Here is a 17,159-nt window from a genome sequence, read left to right on the forward strand (position 1 = left end):
CCCCGGATCCGGGGACGGGCCGCCGAGCCTTCTTCGGTTGCGGTCTTGGATGTCTCGGTGCCTCAGTGCCTCAGTGCCTCGGTGCCGTGGTGCGCCCCGGACCCGCTGCCCGCGGCCGCCGCCGCTCGTTCCGCGGCGACCCCGTGCCGGCGGTCGCTGTCGAGTTCGACCCGTTCGTCCTCGGTGAGGCCGCCCCATACGCCATACGGCTCGCGCACCTTGAGGGCGTGCGTGGCGCACTGGCGACGGACCGGGCACCGCATGCAGACTTCCTTGGCCGAAGCCTCCCGGGCGACCCTGGCGGCGCCTCGCTCGCCTTCGGGATGGAAGAACAGTGCGCTGTCGACTCCGCGACAGGCTGCCGAGAGCTGCCAGTCCCACAGATCGGCGTTGGGGCCGGGGAGTCGCGAGAAATCAGCCATGACTCGTCCCTCTTGCTTATCGCGTACGAGTTGTCGGTGAGCAGGGTTGCCACCTCTGGTGCAGACCGTGCAGAACAGTCGTGATCAAGCGATCAGAAGTAGGTGCGACTGTGTCACGAAATGATCAGTTCCAATCCTAATTCCCACTTATGCACCGAAACCAGAAAAAATTACTCACCCTGGTGGCCGATGAGGTCGTCCGACGGCTCGGGGCGGGTCCGCCCGGGCGGGAATCGAGGGGGAGACGCGTGGAAGGTGGCGGGGTGTACGCGCGCGATCACCCTTGCGTGTCCTCGGGCTTGGTCGCCTCGTTGTCGTAACGGCGGAGCGGAACTCCCCCCGTAACCCTTTCGAGTGATGCTCGTTGGGGTGGGTGAAGCGGTTGGCGACGAAGGCGGTCGGGGTCGGACCCCGACCACCGCCCTTCGGGACCGCCGCAAAGGAAACGGTACGTACAGGCGTGGAGGCTCAACGTGACGCGGATCCACTGCGGAGGCCGGCGATGACGACCGTCCTGGTCTGCGACGATTCCCCGCTGGTCCGGGAGACCCTGCGGCGGGCGGTGGCCACGGTCCCCGGCGTCGAGAGGGTGACGACGGCCACGAGCGGCGAGGAGGTACTGCGGCGCTGGGGCGCGGAGCGGTCCGACCTCGTCCTCATGGACGTGCGGATGCCCGGGCTCGGCGGCGTCGAGGCGGTGCGCCGCCTCCTGGCCGGCGACCCCGGCGCACGGGTGATCATGCTGACGATGGCCGAGGACCTGGACGGCGTGGCCCTCGCGGTCGCCGCCGGGGCTCGGGGATATCTGCACAAGGACGCCTCGCGCGCGGAACTGCGCGCGACCGTCTCCCAGGCGCTTGCCGACCCGACCTGGCGGCTCGCGCCCCGGCGGTTGCGCTCGCCCGACATGGGCGTGGCGCCGACCCTGACGGCACGCGAGATCCAGGTGCTCGAAGGCATGAGTCACGGACGCAGCAACGCCGAGATCGGGCGTGAGCTGTTCCTGTCCGAGGACACCGTCAAGACCCACGCGCGCCGGCTTTTCAAGAAGCTGGGCGCATCCGACCGGGCCCACGCGGTCGCGCTCGGATTCCGGTGGGGACTCGTGCGATGACGCACGCAGGCGAGCGCTCCCCCGGCCGTGAGGGCCCGGGGGATCACTCCCCGGGTGGGCACGGTCGGTGGGGACTTGTGCGATGACGCGTGTGTCGGCGGCCCCCGACGGGCGAGGGTCCGTGCGGTGATTGCCGTTGCCCGGGGGGCCGGATGAGTCCCCCGGGTCGGCATGGCCGCGATTCGGTCGCCGATCCCTGCATACTGAATGGCATGGGTGGGACCCCCGAGCGAATGCCGGACGAGCCGTACGAAGCACACGCGCAGGCCGACGACGGCATGCGTGCCGTCGTGGTTCGTGCGGTCCAAGGGGACGTGCAGGCGACCGACGAACTGCTCGCGTACGTCCGACCACTGGTGTTGCGCTACTGCCGGGCCCGGTTGGGCCGGGTCTCCGGCGCCGAGCACGCGGCGGACGACGCGGCGCAGGAGGTCTGCCTCGCGGTGTTGTCGGCGCTGCCGCGATATCGCGACGAGGGCCGTCCGTTCGAGGCGTTCGTGTTCGGCATCGCGGCGCACAAGGTGGTCGACGTGCAGCGCGCCGCGATGCGCGGTGCGGTGCCCACGTGTGATCTGCCCGAGGCGGTGGACGACCATCCGGGGCCCGAGGATCAGGTGGTGCGGCGCAGCGATGCCGCGCACGCCCGGGCGTTGCTCGGCCGGCTGCCCGACAACCTGCGCGAGCTGCTCGTGTTGCGGGTCGCCGTCGGCCTCTCCGCCGAGGAGACCGGGCGGGCGATGGGCATGTCGCCCGGCGCGGTGCGGGTCGCGCAGCATCGTGCGCTGACTCGCCTGAGGGCGTTGGCGGGCGAGGAGAAGACCGCGTGAACGGCGGCGGTGTGCGGCTCGGCGGCCGATCCGGCACCGCCGACCTGGGCCTGCTGCGGCAGGACGACGAACTCGTCGAGCAGTTGCGGCGGCGCCGTCCGACCCCCGCCCAGGACCGGGTCGCCCGGCTGTTCGGCGCGCTGCTCGCCGAGGTCGACGGCACCGCGGCGAACCGTCGCCGGGTGGTGCCCGACCGCTGTTGACCCGGCCCGGGAATGGTGCGGCCCCGGTGCGCGGTTGTGCTCACCATCGGCAACCGGGCTCGAAGCATCGCGTGGGGCCAGTAGCATGAACCCTCAATCCACCCATCCGCTTGCCGAGAGCGCGTTCCCCCGTACCCGGGAACCGGTCCTGCTTTTTCGAGGAGCAGGCCGGCTTCGAGGAGCAGGTCGACGGGGAGCGGGCCGGCGGAGCGGTCCATCGGAATACCTTCGGAAGGTGTCATGAGTCTCACGGCCGACGGCGTACCCGAGAAGTTCGCGATGCTCGGGCTGACGTACGACGATGTCCTGCTGCTGCCGGGCGCGTCCGACGTCGTGCCGAGCGAGGTGGACACCTCCGCCCGGGTCACCCGCAACATCCGCGTCCGGATCCCGCTGCTGTCCTCCGCGATGGACACCGTGACCGAGGCCCGGATGGCGATCGCCATGGCCCGGCAGGGCGGCGTCGGCGTGCTGCACCGCAACCTCTCGGTCGAGGACCAGGCCGCGCAGGCGGACACGGTCAAGCGCTCCGAGGCCGGCATGGTGCTGGACCCGATCACCATCGGTGCGGACGCCACGCTCCAGGAAGTCGACGCGCTGTGCGCGCGGTTCCGGATCAGCGGCGTCCCGGTCACCGACGACAACGGTCGGCTGCTGGGCATCGTGACCAACCGCGACCTGCGCTTCGAGGTGGACCACTCGCGCCGGGTGCGCGACATCATGACCCCGATGCCGCTGGTCACCGGCAAGGTCGGCACCACCGGCGACCAGGCGATGGAACTGCTGCGCCGGCACAAGGTGGAGAAGCTGCCGCTGATCGACGACGCGGGCAAGCTGCGCGGGCTGATCACGGTCAAGGACTTCGTCAAGAGCGAGCAGTACCCGCACGCGACCAAGGACGCGGACGGCCGGCTCGTGGTCGGCGCCGCGATCGGCACCGGCGACGACAGCTACCGGCGCGCCCAGGCACTGGTCGAGGCCGGCGTCGACTTCATCGTGGTGGACAGCGCGCACGGCCACTCGCGCAACGTCCTGGAGATGATCGCCAAGGTCAAGGCGAACACCAAGGTCGAGGTGATCGGCGGCAACATCGCCACCCGCGACGGGGCGCAGGCGCTGATCGACGCCGGCGTGGACGGCGTCAAGGTCGGCGTCGGCCCCGGCTCGATCTGCACCACCCGGGTGATCGCGGGTGTGGGCGCGCCGCAGGTCACCGCGATCTACGAGGCGGCCCAGGCGGCCCGCGCGGCGGGCGTGCCGGTGATCGGCGACGGCGGCCTGCAGTACTCCGGCGACATCGCCAAGGCGATCGCGGCCGGCGCCGACACGGTGATGCTGGGCAGCCTGCTCGCGGGTTGCGAGGAGAGCCCCGGCGACCTGATCTTCATCAACGGCAAGCAGTTCAAGTCCTACCGGGGCATGGGCTCGCTCGGCGCGATGCAGTCGCGCGGCCAGGCCAAGTCCTTCTCCAAGGACCGCTACTTCCAGGACGACGTGCTCTCCGAGGACAAGCTGGTCCCCGAGGGCATCGAGGGCCAGGTCCCCTACCGGGGCCCGCTCTCCGCCGTCGCGCACCAGTTGATCGGCGGCCTGCGCGCGTCGATGGGCTACGCCGGCGCGGCGACCGTCACCGAGCTCCAGGACAAGGGCCGCTTCGTGCGGATCACCTCGGCGGGGCTCAAGGAGTCGCACCCGCACGACATCCACATGACGCAGGAAGCGCCGAACTACCACTCGCGCTGATCCACGGCACCTCCCAGGGGCCTCGTCCGTACCGCGGGCGGGGCCTCTTGCCGGTTTGCCCGCCCCGTACCCTGGGATACGGGGATTTTCCCATCCACCGATTCCAGCAGGAGAGGCGCAACGTGACTGAGGTCGAAATCGGCCGGGGCAAGCGTGGCCGGCGTGCCTATCACTTCGACGACGTCGCCATCGTCCCCAGCCGGCGGACCCGGGACCCCGAAGAGGTCTCGATCGCGTGGCAGATCGACGCGTACCGGTTCGAGTTGCCGTTCCTGACGGCGCCGATGGACAGCGTCGTGTCGCCGCAGACCGCGATCGAGGTCGGTCGCATGGGCGGCCTGGGTGTGCTCAACCTCGAAGGGCTGTGGACGCGCTACGAGGACCCGACACCGCTGATCGAGGAGATCGGCGCGCTGGACGAGGACGCGGCCACCCGGCGGATGCAGGAGATCTACGCCGAGCCGATCAAGGAGGAGCTGATCGGCGCGCGGATCAAGCAGATCCGCGACTCGGGCGTGGTCACCGCCGCCGCGCTGTCGCCGCAGCGCACCGCGCAGTACCACAAGGCCGTGATCGACGCGGGCGTGGACGTGTTCGTGATCCGCGGCACCACGGTCTCCGCCGAGCACGTGTCCGGGCGGGCCGAACCGCTGAACCTCAAGCAGTTCATCTACGACCTCGACGTGCCGGTGATCGTCGGCGGTTGCGCGACCTACCAGGGTGCGCTGCACCTGATGCGGGCCGGCGCGGCCGGTGTCCTGGTCGGCTTCGGCGGCGGCGCGGCGCACACCACCCGCAGCGTGCTCGGCGTGGCGGTGCCGATGGCCACCGCCGTGGCGGACGTGGCCGAGGCGCGCCGCGACTACCTCGACGAGTCGGGCGGCCGGTACGTGCACGTGGTCGCCGACGGCAGCGTGGGCCGCAGCGGCGACATCGCCAAGGCCGTCGCGTGCGGCGCGGACGCGGTGATGATCGGCTCGGCGCTGGCCCGGGCGAGCGACGCCCCCGGCGCCGGTCAGCACTGGGGCTCGGAGGCGCACCACCCCGAGCTGCCGCGCGGTCGGCGGATGAACCTGGGCGCGGTGGGCACGCTGGAGGAGATCCTGCTCGGCCCCTCGCACGTGTCCGACGGTTCGATGAACCTGTTCGGCGCGCTGCGCCGGGCGATGGCCACCACCGGCTACTCGGAGCTGAAGAAGTTCCAGCAGGTCGAGGTCACGGTCTCGCCCGCACACTGACCCGTTCCCCGAGCGGCCCCGAACACCCTTGGTGTTCGGGGCCGTTCGCGTTCCCCCGGGCGCGGCACCGACGGTCGGACCGACCCGGAACGGCCGAACGCGTGGTCGGTCCGACGGGCATTGGGTAGGCGGGGGAGGGGCGAGTCGCCCGATGGGTGTGGTCCGGCAGGTGTGGATCGGTTTCGGAGGTGGCTGATGCGGACCACGGCGATGGGGCCCGCGGCGCGCGCGCTGGCGCTGCGGCGGATGGCCGAACACGAGTCGGACGTGATCGTGGTGGGCGGGGGTGTGGTCGGCGCCGGCACCGCCCTCGACGCGGCCACACGTGGCCTCTCGGTGGGTCTCCTGGAGGCGCGGGACTGGGCGTCCGGTACCTCCAGCCGGTCCAGCAAGTTGATCCACGGCGGCCTGCGCTACCTGGAGATGCTCGATTTCGCGTTGGTGCGCGAGGCGTTGCGCGAGCGCGGGCTGCTGTTGCAGACGCTCGCGCCGCACCTGGTCAAGCCGGTGTCGTTCCTGTACCCGCTGCGCCGGCGCGGCTGGGAACGGCCGTACGTTACCGCCGGGGTGACGCTCTACGACACGATGGCGGCCTCCGCCGGGCGCAGCCGCGGACTGCCCCGACACCGGCAACTGACTCGACGTCAGGCACTGCGTCTGGCACCGGCGTTGCGCAAGGACTCGCTGGTGGGCGCGGTGCAGTACCACGACGCGCAGATGGACGACGCGCGCTACACGATGACGCTCGTGCGCACCGCCGCCGGCTACGGCGCCCAAGTGGCCTCGCGGGCGGCGGTGACCGGCTTCCTGCGCGAGGGCGAGCGGGTGGTGGGCGTGCACGTGCGCGACATGGAGACCGGCGGGACCTACGACATCCGGGCCGGGCAGGTGGTCAACGCGACCGGGGTGTGGACGGACGAGACGCAGGCCATGGTCGGCGAGCGCGGGCAGTTCCACGTCCGCGCCTCCAAGGGCATCCACCTGGTGGTGCCCAGGGACCGGATCCACTCCTCGACCGGCCTGATCCTGCGCACCGAGAAGAGCGTGTTGTTCGTGATCCCGTGGGGCCGGCACTGGATCGTGGGCACCACGGACACCCGCTGGGAACTGGACAAGGAGCATCCTGCGGCGAGCCGGGCGGACATCGAGTACCTGTTGGAGCACGTCAACCGGGTGCTGGCGGTGCCGCTCACCCGCGAGGACGTGGAAGGTGTGTACGCGGGCCTGCGACCGCTGCTGGCGGGCGAGTCGGACGCCACGTCGCAACTCTCGCGCGAGCACACCGTCGCGCACCCGGTGCCCGGCCTGGTGGTGGTCGCGGGCGGCAAGTACACGACGTATCGGGTGATGGCCTCGGACGCGGTGGACGCGGCCGTACACGGGCTGGATCGCAAGGTCCCGCCGAGCTGCACCGAGACGGTGCCGCTCGCGGGCGCGGAGGGTTATCCGGCGTTGTGGAACGCGCGGGCCTCGATCGCGGCCCGCGCCGGGTTGCACGTGGCCCGGGTGGAGCACCTGCTGAACCGGTACGGGTCGATGATCGAGGAACTGCTCGCGCTGATCGCGGACGAACCGGAGTTGGCCTATCCGCTGGACGGCGCGGACGACTATCTGGCCGCCGAGGTGGTCTACGCGTGCACCCACGAGGGTGCGCTGCACCTGGACGACGTACTGGATCGGCGCACCCGGGTGTCGATCGAGATGTTCGACCGGGGCGCCCGGGCCGCCCGCGCGTGTGCCGCGCTGATGGCCCGGGTGCTCGGCTGGGAGGAGGAGCAGCAACGGCGGGAGGTGGACTACTACGTCAAGCGCATCGAGGCGGAGCGCTCGTCCCAGGAACAGATGGACGACCACACGGCGGACGCGGTGCGCCTGGGCGCGCAGGACATCGTGCCCGGGTGAGGGCACGGGGCCGGCGCCGCCGCGGAAGGAACCGTCGGGCACGCAACGGTTGATCGGCCGGCGCCGTGGGCACCTTCCCGGGCGTTGCCACGTTCCACCGATACGCCGGGCAGGTGTCTTTCCGCGATGTTCGTCCCCGAACCGGTGGACCTCGCCGGACCCCGGACCGGAGTATGGAAAAGGCAACCACCCGATCGCGCGGCGGGGCCGCGGCTGCATGGGGAGCGAGAGACTTGACCGACCCGGAAGCACCCGAGCGTTTGGTCGCGGGGCGATACCGCCTGGGTGATCAACTGGGCCGGGGCGGGATGGGCACCGTGTGGCGGGCCGTGGACACCATGCTCGACCGTGATGTGGCGGTCAAGGAGATGCGGCTGCCCCGCTTCGTGGACGAAGACGATCGCGGCACGCTGAGTGCGCGGATGATGCGCGAGGCCCGGGCGGCGGCCCGGATCGATCACCCCAACGTGGTGACCATCTTCGACGTGGCCGAGGAGGACGGGCGGCCGTGGATCGTGATGGAGTTGGTCCGCGGTCTCTCGCTGGCCCAGGAGTTGGACAAGGAGGGCCCGATCCCGCCCGAGCAGGTCGCCGAGTTGGGCCTGCGACTGCTCGCCGCCCTGGAGGCCGCGCACGAGGCCGGCGTGCTGCACCGCGACGTCAAGCCCGCCAACGTGCTGCTCGCCCGCAACGGCCGGGTCGTGCTCACCGACTTCGGGGTCGCCTCGGTCGAGGACAGCGCGACCCTCACCCAGGCCGGCGCGATGGTGGGCTCGCCCGAATACCTGGCACCCGAGCAGATCGCGGGCGAGCAGCCCGGGCCGCAGGCCGACCTGTGGTCGCTGGGCGCGACCTTGTTCGAGGCGGTCGAGGGCCGCCCGGCCTTTCGCCGCAACACGCACGCGGCGACGCTCGGCGCGGTCGCCGCGGGCCGCTTTCCGGAGATCTTCCTGGCCGGCCCGCTGACCCCGGTGCTCAAGGCGCTGATGGTCAAGGACCCCGCGCGGCGCGGCTCCCCGGAGGAGGTGCGCGACCTGCTCGTGGAGGTCGCCGAGGGGGCACCCGCGCCGGCCGGGCTGATCGCCGAGCGCTTCGTGCCGGACCGGACCCAGCGCGGCCCGGTCCGCCGGCACGGGGTGCGCGTGTCCGGCCGGCCCCAACCGGCGGACCGGTCGCAGACCCCCCGGCCGACGGGCAAGCTCGGCGCCGGCGCCGACCGGCCGCCCCGGGGGAGCCTGCACGAGACCTCGCCGAACGTGCGGCTGCCCCGCGAGGGCGGCGCCTTCCGGGCCCGCTACCGGCGCTGGCCGCGCTGGTGGTTCCGGCACTGGACGACCATCCTGACCTCGGTCGGCATCGCCACCGCCGCCGGCGCGCGCTGGTTGGCCGCGTTCGGGAGCTGGACCGGGATGTACACGATCGTGCTGCTGGCGCTCGCGTTGAGCGTGTGGCTGGTGTTGCCGCACCGGCGGATCTCCCGGTCGGTGCCGGTGGCGATGTTGCTCGGGGTGATCGCCGGCGGCGCCCTGGAGGCCGCGAAGATCAATCCGAATCCGATCGTGGTGGGCGCCCTGATCGGCGGCTGCCTGGTGGTCGGCCCGCTCGTGGACAACAAGGTGATACCGCGACTGCGGCGTCGGCGGCGGACCGATCTGGGCTTCGCGCTGCCCGTCCCGGAGGGCTGGACCTGTACGGACAGCGCGAGCGGCCTGACGGTGACCGATCCGGACCGGCTGATCTCGGTGACCGTCACCGTCGACCGGGGCATCGTGATGGCCCCCGAGGAGTCGGTCGCACACCGTGAGCACGGCAGCATCGGCGGCCGGGAACGCCTGGACGGCGAGGACTACGAACGCCTGCTCCTGCGCGTCACCGACTACCGGGGGCACGAGGCCGCCGAGTGGGAGTACATCTGGCGCGGACAGGACCTGACCACCTACCACGGCAAGGACCTGGTGGTGCGCACCACGTCCGGTGTGCGCTACTGGCTGACCGTGCGCGGGCGCGACGACCTGTGGGGCACCGCCGGCGCGTACTACGAGCACGCGCGCGGGCACCTGTCGATCGCGGGCTGAACCCGGTTCGACCCGGTTCCGCTCGGACACGATCGCGCCGAGGGGCCGGGACGGGCGGGTGTGCCCGGCCGGACCTGGGACTTTCGGGTCCCGGGTCCGGACCGCGGTTCGCGGCCGGGGCGTTCGGCCTCGTTCCGCCCCCGGGAGCGTCGTGCGCCGGGTGGCCGAACGTACCTTCCGCGACGGAACCTTCGGAGCGCCTCGGACGTCCTACACGTGACGCCAATGACGCGCCGACAAGGCGGATCGGGAGATGTCCACGGTCTTGGGGAGGACCACGTGGCACACGACAGCGGTATGAACGGCCGCCTGGTGGACGGGCGCTATCGGTTGGCCGAGCCGCTCGGTCGGGGCGGGATGGGCACGGTCTGGCTCGCCTTCGACGAACTGCTGCGCCGGGACGTCGCGGTCAAGGAGGTCCGGATACCTGACGACCTCGACGAGATGGACACCCAGGGGCGGTGCGAACGTGCCCTGCGCGAGGCCCGCGCGGCGGCCCGGATCACCCACCCCAACGTGGTCACCATCTTCGACGTCGCCGAGGACGACGGGCGCCCGTGGATCGTGATGGAACTGGTCCGCGCCCCCTCGCTCACCGACGTGCTGGACGAGGGCCGGCTGGCCCCGCACGAGGCGGCCGAGGTCGGCCTGGCGGTGCTTGCCGCACTGCGCGCCGCGCGGGCCGCCGACGTGCTGCACCGGGACGTGAAGCCCAGCAACATCCTGATGGTGCCCGGTGGCCGGATCGTGCTGACCGACTTCGGCATCGCCACCGTGGCCGGGTCGGTCACGCTCACCGCCACCGGGATGCTGGTCGGCTCGCCCGAATACCTCGCGCCGGAGCGCGTGCTCGGGCGTCGGCCCGGCCCCGCCTCGGACCTGTGGTCGCTCGGGGTGACCCTGTACCAGGCGGTGGAGGGTTTCTCGCCGTTCCGGCGCACCGGGGCCATGGACACGCTCACCGCCGTGCTCACCGACGAGCCCGCGCCGCCGCGCCGGTCCCAGGCGTTGTGGCCGGCGATCGAGGCGTTGCTGCGCAAGGACCCGCTGGAGCGGGCCGACGAGGACGAGACCGAGCGACTGCTGATGGCCGCCCTGGTCGAGGTGCCCGCCGAGGAGGCGGGCCCGCTGCCCATCCCGCCGGGCACCGCGACGGTGCAGGACCCCGGCGGGGTGCGGGGGGTCACCCACTCGTCCTGGCAGGCCGCGCCGACTCCGCAGGTGCCGCCGCTGTGGCACCAGGAACCGCCGGTGCCGCCGGCGCCCTCGTTCGGCGCGGTGAGTCGGGCCGACCCGGACGGTGCGACCGGCGGCTACCCGATGACCGGGGAGCGCGCGTACTCGCCCGCCGACGCGCTCCATGCCTCGGCCACCGCCGACGACCGGCGCAACCCGGTGCTGATCGGTGCGCCCACCGGCCCGTCGGCGTCGAACGCCGCGGCCGGGAAGCGGCGCCGGACCGTCGTCCTGGGCACCATGGTCGCCGCCGCCGTGACCGCGTTGGCGATCTGGGTGCCGACGGCCGTGGGCGGGCAGGGCGGAGGCGGCTCGGATTCGCCGGGGTCGGGCGGCGCGTCGCAGGGCGGTCCGATCGCCCCGAACGCGCCGGGCACCGAGACCCGTCGGGACACCACGCGCCCCACCGGATCCTCGGGCGGTGCCGGGCACGACGACACCGGTACGCCCGGCAACGGCAACCAGGGCAGTGGGTCGACCCGGACCGCGCGGCCCACTCGCACCGACCCGGGCACGGCCCGCCCCTCGACCACGGCGCCGAGCACCTCGCGGCCGCCGTCCAGTCGGCCGCCGTCGAGTTCGGCGCCGCCGACCACACGTCCGCCGATCGACTCGTCCAAGGGCGGCAGCGCCGGTGGACAGAGCGGTTCGCCGGGGGACTCGGGGGGCGTGAGCACGACGAGCTGACCCGGGCCCGGGCCCCGGCAGGACCGCCCCGACGGGCGCCGTGCCGCGGGTCTGCGGGAGCGTCGGTGCGGGCGGGCGCGGATCCGCGCGGGTGATCGCGGCACATCGCAGATTTCGATCCGCCCGCCGGACCGGGCCGTCGCATCCAATGTGACGAGTTCTAGTCTGGTGGCTGGCCGGCGGGACAGTCGGTTGACGCGGGGAGGGCAAGTGGCACAGACCGGGGGCACGCGCGGCCGGATCGTGGGCGGGCGTTACCGGTTGGGCACCATGCTCGGCCGAGGCGGCATGGGCACGGTATGGCGTGCTGTGGACGAGATGCTGCATCGCGATGTCGCGATCAAGGAGTTGCGGCTGCCGGACCATCTCGACGACGAGGAGAAGGACCTCGCCCGCGAGCGCACGCTGCGCGAGGCCCGCGCGGCCGCCCGGATCGGTCACCCCAACGTGGTCACCATCCACGACGTGGTCGAGGAGGGCGACATCCCGTGGATCGTGATGGAGCTGGTCGAGGCCCAGTCGCTCGCCGAGATCCTGGAGACCCAGGGCACGCTGACCCCGGCGGACGCCGCCGAACTCGGCCTCAAGGTGCTCGACGCGCTGCTCGCCGCCGACGACAAGGGTGTGGTGCACCGCGACGTCAAACCCGCGAACATCCTGGTCACCACGCACGGGCGGGTGGTGCTCACCGACTTCGGCATCGCCACCGCGACCGGCACCGCCACGCTCACCACGACCGGCATGCTGGTCGGCTCGCCGGACTTCCTGGCGCCCGAGCGTGCCGAGGGCAAACGTCCGCTGCTCGGCGCGGACCTGTGGTCGCTGGCGGTCGTGCTCTACATGGCGGTGGAGGGTCGCAATCCGTTCCGCCGGGGCACGATGATCAGCACGCTGAACGCGATCCTGACCGATCAGGCCGACCCGCCCCGGCACGCGGGCGGGCTCGAACCGGTGATCGCCGGCTGGCTGGTCAAGGACCCGGACCAGCGGATGGGCGCCCGGGAAGGGGCCCGGATCCTGCGCGAGGTGGCCGATTCGACGCCGTCCCGGCAGTTCGACGCGGTACCGCCGCCGCCCACGCACCAGCCCGCGACGTCCGAGCAGCCGACCACGCCGGCCGGCGCGTACGACCCGCACCAGCACGCGCAGCCGGGCTTCGACGGCGACGCGGCCCAGCACCCCGGCGGCAACACGCCACCCCGTGCGTGGTCGCAGCCGGCGTATTCGCCCGCCGACGCGGGCACGTCGGCGACCCGCGACACCCCTGCGGGCGGGCCGCCGCAACAGACACCGTCGCAGCCGTACCGCCCGATGCCCGAACCGCGCCGCCGCGGCACCGGTCGGATCGTCTCGGTCGTGGCGCTCGTGGTCGCGCTGATCGTGGGCGGCGTCGTGGTGGGGGTCCTGGTCACCAGGGACGACGGCAAGGACGACACGACGGCCACGAACACGAAGTCGTCCGGGGCGGGGACGGCCCCGCAGATCCCGGACAACCAGTCGCCGGCCGCCGGCACGCCGTCCGCCGGCGGGGCCGTGGTGCCGCCGGCCAAACCGCCGTCCCAGGGCACCCAGGGCGGCGGCACGACCGGGCCGACCGCGCTGCCGGGCTACGTGTGGACCAAGGACGCGGCGGGCTTCAGCCTGTTCGTACCGGTCGGCGCCAGGCGTGAGGTGACCGGGACGCAGAAGGACCAGGTCGACTACCGCACCGCCGACGGCAAGGTGTTGATCCGGATCGGCCTGACCAAGGTCGGCGGCAACCCGCTCGCCAACTTCAGCGCCAACGAGACGGGCTTCAAGTCCAGATACGCGTCGAGCTACCGTCAGGTCCAGCTCAAGGACTACGCCGGATACCGGCCGGGCTGGCAGGCGGCGGTCTGGGAGTTCACCTGGAACGGCGACCCGCTGGCCACCGGCAGCACCAAGCCGGCGCACGCCATGGACCTGGGCATCGTCACCGACCGGAACACCGACTACGCGATCTATGTCGCGTCGTACGAGGCCGATTGGTCCAAGGCGCACGACGCGTTCCAGAACGTCGCGGCCTACTTCCAGCAGAACTGAGCGTGCCGGCGGAGCCGAGCGCCGAATCATCGCATCCCGGCGGGGTACGGTGCGAAACACCCGACCCACTCGGAGGTACCCGTGAGCCCGCAAGCCGCCGATCCCATCGACGTCGACGTGATCGTCCTCGGTCTCGGCGTGGGCGGTGAGGCCGTCGCCGGCAATCTCGCCTCGGCCGGGCTGGAGGTGGTGGGCATCGAGGACGGCCTGGTCGGCGGCGAGTGTCCGTACTGGGGCTGCATCCCGTCCAAGGCGATGGTGTACGCGGCCGGCGAGGCCCAAGGTCTGGCACACCCTGATTGGTCGAAGGTCGCCGCGCGGGTGCGCGAGCTGACCGCCGACTGGAACGACCGGGCCGCGGTGGACCGGCTGGTGGACAAGGGCATGACGTTCGTGCGCGGCGCCGGCCGGATCACCGACGTGGACACGGTCGAGGCGACCGGCACCGACGGCGTGGCGCGGCGCTACCGGGCCCGGCACGCGATCGTGGTCGGCACCGGCACGAAGGCGTTCGTCCCGCCGATCGAGGGCCTGGCCGGCACTCCGCTGTGGACCAACCGCGAGGCGATCGAGGCGGACGCGGCACCGCGCTCGCTCGCGGTGCTCGGCGGCGGCGCGATCGGGCTGGAACTGGCCCAGGTGTTCGTCAGGTTCGGTACGCAGGTGACGATCGTGGAGAACGGCGATCGGGTGCTGGCCGTCGAGGATCCCGAATCCTCCGACCTGGCCGCGTGGGCGCTGACCGAGGACGGTGTGCGGATCCACCTGGACACGCGGGCCGAGCGGGTCGCCCACGACGGCAAGAGTTTCACCCTGTCGCTGTCCGACGGGCAGACGATCGAGGCGGAGAAGCTGCTGGTGGCCACCGGCCGCCGGGTGGACCTGGTCGCCCTGGGCGCCGATGCGCTCGGGGTCGACCCGCACGCGCACGCGCTGCCGGTGGACGGGCAGTTGCGGGTGCGGCCCGGTGGCGAGCCGCCGGCGGTCTGGGCGGTCGGCGACGTCACCGGACAGGGCGCGTTCACGCATGTGGCGATGTACCAGTCGGCGATCGTGACCAAGGCGATCCTGCACGCGACGGGCCGCGGCCCGGCGGGCCCCGACGCGGACCACAGCGCGCTGCCGCGGGTGACGTTCATCGACCCGGAGATCGGCGCGGTGGGCCTGACCGAGCACCAGGCCCGGGCGGCCGGCCTCGACGTGCGGATCGGCATCGCCGATCTGGCCGCCTCCTCGCGCGGGCACATCACCGGTGCGCGGGGCTTCGTGAAGGTGATCGAGGACGTCGACCGGGGGGTGCTCGTCGGCGCGACCGCCGCGGGACCCGCCGGCGGCGAGATCCTGGGCGCGCTCGTGGTGGCCGTGCGAGCGGCGGTGCCGGTGGCCACCCTGCGGGACATGATGTACGCCTATCCGACCTACCACCGCACGATCGAGTCGGCGTTGGCGGACCTCGACACGGATTGAGCGTGGCGGGTCGGCGGGCGGCGCGGCGGGCTGCGGGTTTCGGCCGTCGGGTGGTGCGGGCGGGTGGATTGTGTCCGTTGCGTCCGCTCTCGTGGCGAGCAGTCCTTGTTACCGACAAGTAGTGCTGTCTACGCTGGTGCCATGACGGACATCGCAGCGCCCGCGCCGGCAGCAGCCGCATCCATCGACCTGCCGAGCCTGCCCGCGGAGCGGCTCGCCCGACGCGTGGTGACCGGCCCCGTGCCGACCATGGTGACCACTCGGAGTCCGTTCGACGGGTCGCCGATCGCCGAGCTTCCCGAGTCCACGCCGGAGAACGTGACCTCCGCGTTCGCCCGCGCGCGGCTCGCGCAGACCGCGTGGGCCAAACGTTCGGTGCGCGAGCGCACGGCGGTGTTCCTGCGTTTCCACGACCGGGTCCTGGAGCGTCAGTCGGAGATCCTGGACATCATCCAGACCGAGACCGGCAAGGCGCGCAAGCACGCGTTCGAGGAGGTCCTGGACGTCGCGCTGTGCTCGCGGCACTACGGCCGGCGGGCCGCGGGCTACCTGCGCGAGCGTCGTCGGGCCGGTGCGCTGCCGGTGCTGACGAAGGCGATCGAGGTGCGCCACCCCAAGGGCGTGGTCGGCCTGGTCTCGCCGTGGAACTATCCGCTGGCGCTGTCCATCGGCGACGCGATCCCGGCCTTCATCGCGGGCAACGCGGTGGTGATGAAGCCGGACACGCAGACCGCGCTCACCGCGCTGTGGGCCCAGGACGTGCTGATCGAGTGCGGCCTGCCCGAGGACCTGTGGCAGATCGTGCTCGGCGACGGCCCGGTGGTCGGCACCGCCGTGGTCGAGGGCGCGGACTACGTCGGCTTCACCGGCTCCACCCGCACCGGCCGCGAGGTGGCCCGGCAAGCCGCCGCGCGCCTGGTCGGCGCGTCGCTGGAGCTGGGCGGCAAGAACGCGATGATCGTGCTGGCGGACGCGGACCTGGATCGGGCCGCGGAGGGCGCGGTGCGCGCGTGCTTCTCCTCGGCCGGTCAACTGTGCGTCTCGATCGAGCGCATGTACGTGCACGCCGACATCCACGACGCGTTCCTGGACCGCTTCCTGGCCCGGATCCAGACCATGAAGCTCGCGGCCGGCTTCGCGTGGGACACCGACATGGGCTCGCTGGTCTCGCGCCGCCAGTTGCACGCGGTCACCCGGCATGTGGACGAGGCGCGGGCGGCGGGCGCGCGGGTGCTGATCGGCGGCACCGCGCGGCCGGACCTGGGTCCGCTGTTCTACGAGCCCACGGTGCTCGCGGACGTCACGCCCGAGATGGCGGTGTGCGCGGAGGAGACGTTCGGCCCGGTGGTGTCGGTGTACCGGTTCACCGAGGAAGAAGAGGTCGTCACCCGCGCGAACGAGACGGCGTACGGCCTCAACGCGAGCGTGTGGACCCGCGACACCCGACACGGCGGCGCGCTCGCCCGACGGCTGCGCGCGGGCACGGTGAACGTCAACGAGGGCTACGCGGCGGCCTACGGCAGCGCGGGTGCGCCGATGGGTGGCATGGGCGACTCCGGGCTCGGTCGGCGGCACGGCGCCGAGGGCATCATGAAGTTCACCGAGGCACAGACCGTCGCGACCCAGCGCCTGTTGCCGATCGCGGCCCCGTTCGGGATGAGCGACGAACAGTGGGCCCGCTCGCTGACCCTGTCGCTGCGGGTGATGAAGGTACTCCGCGTGCGGTGACGCCCGTCCCGTCCCGCCCCGCGGCGCACGGGCGTGGAGGCGCGATGTGCGGCTCGCGGGGCGTGCGGGGACGGAAGGGTGAATTCCCGGCGACGGGGGAGTGTGGAGCGGGTGCCGCCAAGTCGGGACAAAATGACATCTATCGAGCGGTTAATGATCATCATTTGCGGCTAACCGGACGTCTCCGACCCCGGGGTGCGGTCCCGCGCGACCACCGGGGTGGGGCGGGAATCCCGCTACTGTGGGCGCTGCCGGCGACTTTGGCGTGAAAGATCCGCTTGGCGGTGAATGAGGCACGTCGAGGTGCGGTGCGTTCGGGGGCGATCCACGGATCGGCCCAAGGCGCGGCGGGGCGGGGGGGGGGGGGCCCCCCCCCCCCCCCCGCCGGGGGGGTTGCCGGTGGGGTTGCCCCCGGCCCCCGCCCCCCAACCAACCCCCGGGCCCCCCCCCCCC

The 17,159-nt window shown here is 72.5% G+C and carries 12 protein-coding genes; 11 read left to right on the forward strand and 1 reads right to left on the reverse strand.

The genetic code is table 11. The features are described 5' to 3' along the window. Positions 1-62: 62 nt before the first annotated feature. Complete coding sequence (locus ACFXMF_RS37075) at positions 63-422, reverse strand: WhiB family transcriptional regulator (protein ID WP_360323920.1); 360 nt, start codon at positions 420-422, stop codon at positions 63-65. Positions 423-924: 502 nt separating this feature from the next. On the opposite strand from ACFXMF_RS37075, the gene ACFXMF_RS37080 reads away from it, so the two are divergent. The 11 genes from ACFXMF_RS37080 (at position 925) to ACFXMF_RS37130 (ending at position 16,706) form a co-directional block, all read left to right on the forward strand. Continuing rightward, positions 925-1,536 (forward strand): response regulator transcription factor, encoded by a 612-nt coding sequence (locus tag ACFXMF_RS37080; protein WP_020549179.1) that lies wholly within the window; start codon positions 925-927, stop codon positions 1,534-1,536. Between the two features lie 233 nt (positions 1,537-1,769). Beyond that, complete coding sequence (gene shbA, locus ACFXMF_RS37085; RefSeq protein WP_205354273.1) at positions 1,770-2,363, forward strand: RNA polymerase sigma factor ShbA; 594 nt, start codon at positions 1,770-1,772, stop codon at positions 2,361-2,363. After that, positions 2,360-2,566 (forward strand): hypothetical protein, encoded by a 207-nt coding sequence (locus tag ACFXMF_RS37090; protein ID WP_360323917.1) that lies wholly within the window; start codon positions 2,360-2,362, stop codon positions 2,564-2,566. Before shbA ends, ACFXMF_RS37090 begins: the two co-directional genes overlap by 4 nt. 240 nt (positions 2,567-2,806) lie before the next feature. Further along, positions 2,807-4,309, forward strand: coding sequence for an IMP dehydrogenase (guaB, locus tag ACFXMF_RS37095; RefSeq protein ID WP_360323915.1), 1,503 nt, complete (start codon positions 2,807-2,809; stop codon positions 4,307-4,309). A gap of 122 nt (positions 4,310-4,431) precedes the next feature. After that, on the forward strand, positions 4,432-5,547 hold the full coding sequence (locus ACFXMF_RS37100; protein WP_360323913.1) for a GuaB3 family IMP dehydrogenase-related protein: 1,116 nt from the start codon (positions 4,432-4,434) through the stop codon (positions 5,545-5,547). 195 nt (positions 5,548-5,742) lie between these two features. After that, on the forward strand, positions 5,743-7,449 hold the full coding sequence (locus ACFXMF_RS37105) for a glycerol-3-phosphate dehydrogenase/oxidase (protein WP_360323911.1): 1,707 nt from the start codon (positions 5,743-5,745) through the stop codon (positions 7,447-7,449). A gap of 233 nt (positions 7,450-7,682) precedes the next feature. Beyond that, on the forward strand, positions 7,683-9,524 hold the full coding sequence (locus tag ACFXMF_RS37110; protein ID WP_360323909.1) for a serine/threonine-protein kinase: 1,842 nt from the start codon (positions 7,683-7,685) through the stop codon (positions 9,522-9,524). A gap of 279 nt (positions 9,525-9,803) precedes the next feature. Beyond that, positions 9,804-11,447, forward strand: coding sequence for a protein kinase (locus ACFXMF_RS37115; RefSeq protein ID WP_360323907.1), 1,644 nt, complete (start codon positions 9,804-9,806; stop codon positions 11,445-11,447). Between the two features lie 210 nt (positions 11,448-11,657). After that, a complete protein-coding gene (locus tag ACFXMF_RS37120) occupies positions 11,658-13,511 on the forward strand; it encodes a protein kinase (RefSeq protein ID WP_360323905.1) in 1,854 nt (617 codons plus the stop codon). A gap of 81 nt (positions 13,512-13,592) precedes the next feature. Further along, a complete protein-coding gene (locus ACFXMF_RS37125) occupies positions 13,593-14,978 on the forward strand; it encodes an NAD(P)/FAD-dependent oxidoreductase (RefSeq protein WP_360323903.1) in 1,386 nt (461 codons plus the stop codon). 141 nt (positions 14,979-15,119) lie between these two features. After that, positions 15,120-16,706, forward strand: coding sequence for a succinic semialdehyde dehydrogenase (locus ACFXMF_RS37130; protein ID WP_360323901.1), 1,587 nt, complete (start codon positions 15,120-15,122; stop codon positions 16,704-16,706). The last annotated feature ends 453 nt before the right edge of the window (positions 16,707-17,159 follow it).

The sequence above is a fragment of the Embleya sp. NPDC059213 genome (assembly GCF_042754445.1).
Taxonomy (GTDB): Bacteria; Actinomycetota; Actinomycetes; order Streptomycetales; family Streptomycetaceae; genus Embleya.

Excerpts from the sequence above, each read along its gene's own strand:
- guaB (WP_360323915.1), top strand. The coding sequence starts at position 2,807 with ATGAGTCTCACGGCCGACGGCGTACCCGAGAAGTTCGCGATGCTCGGG.
- ACFXMF_RS37130 (WP_360323901.1), top strand. The coding sequence starts at position 15,120 with ATGACGGACATCGCAGCGCCCGCGCCGGCAGCAGCCGCATCCATCGAC.
- ACFXMF_RS37080 (WP_020549179.1), top strand. The coding sequence starts at position 925 with ATGACGACCGTCCTGGTCTGCGACGATTCCCCGCTGGTCCGGGAGACC.
- ACFXMF_RS37075 (WP_360323920.1), bottom strand. The coding sequence starts at position 422 with ATGGCTGATTTCTCGCGACTCCCCGGCCCCAACGCCGATCTGTGGGAC.
- shbA (WP_205354273.1), top strand. The coding sequence starts at position 1,770 with ATGCCGGACGAGCCGTACGAAGCACACGCGCAGGCCGACGACGGCATG.
- ACFXMF_RS37105 (WP_360323911.1), top strand. The coding sequence starts at position 5,743 with ATGCGGACCACGGCGATGGGGCCCGCGGCGCGCGCGCTGGCGCTGCGG.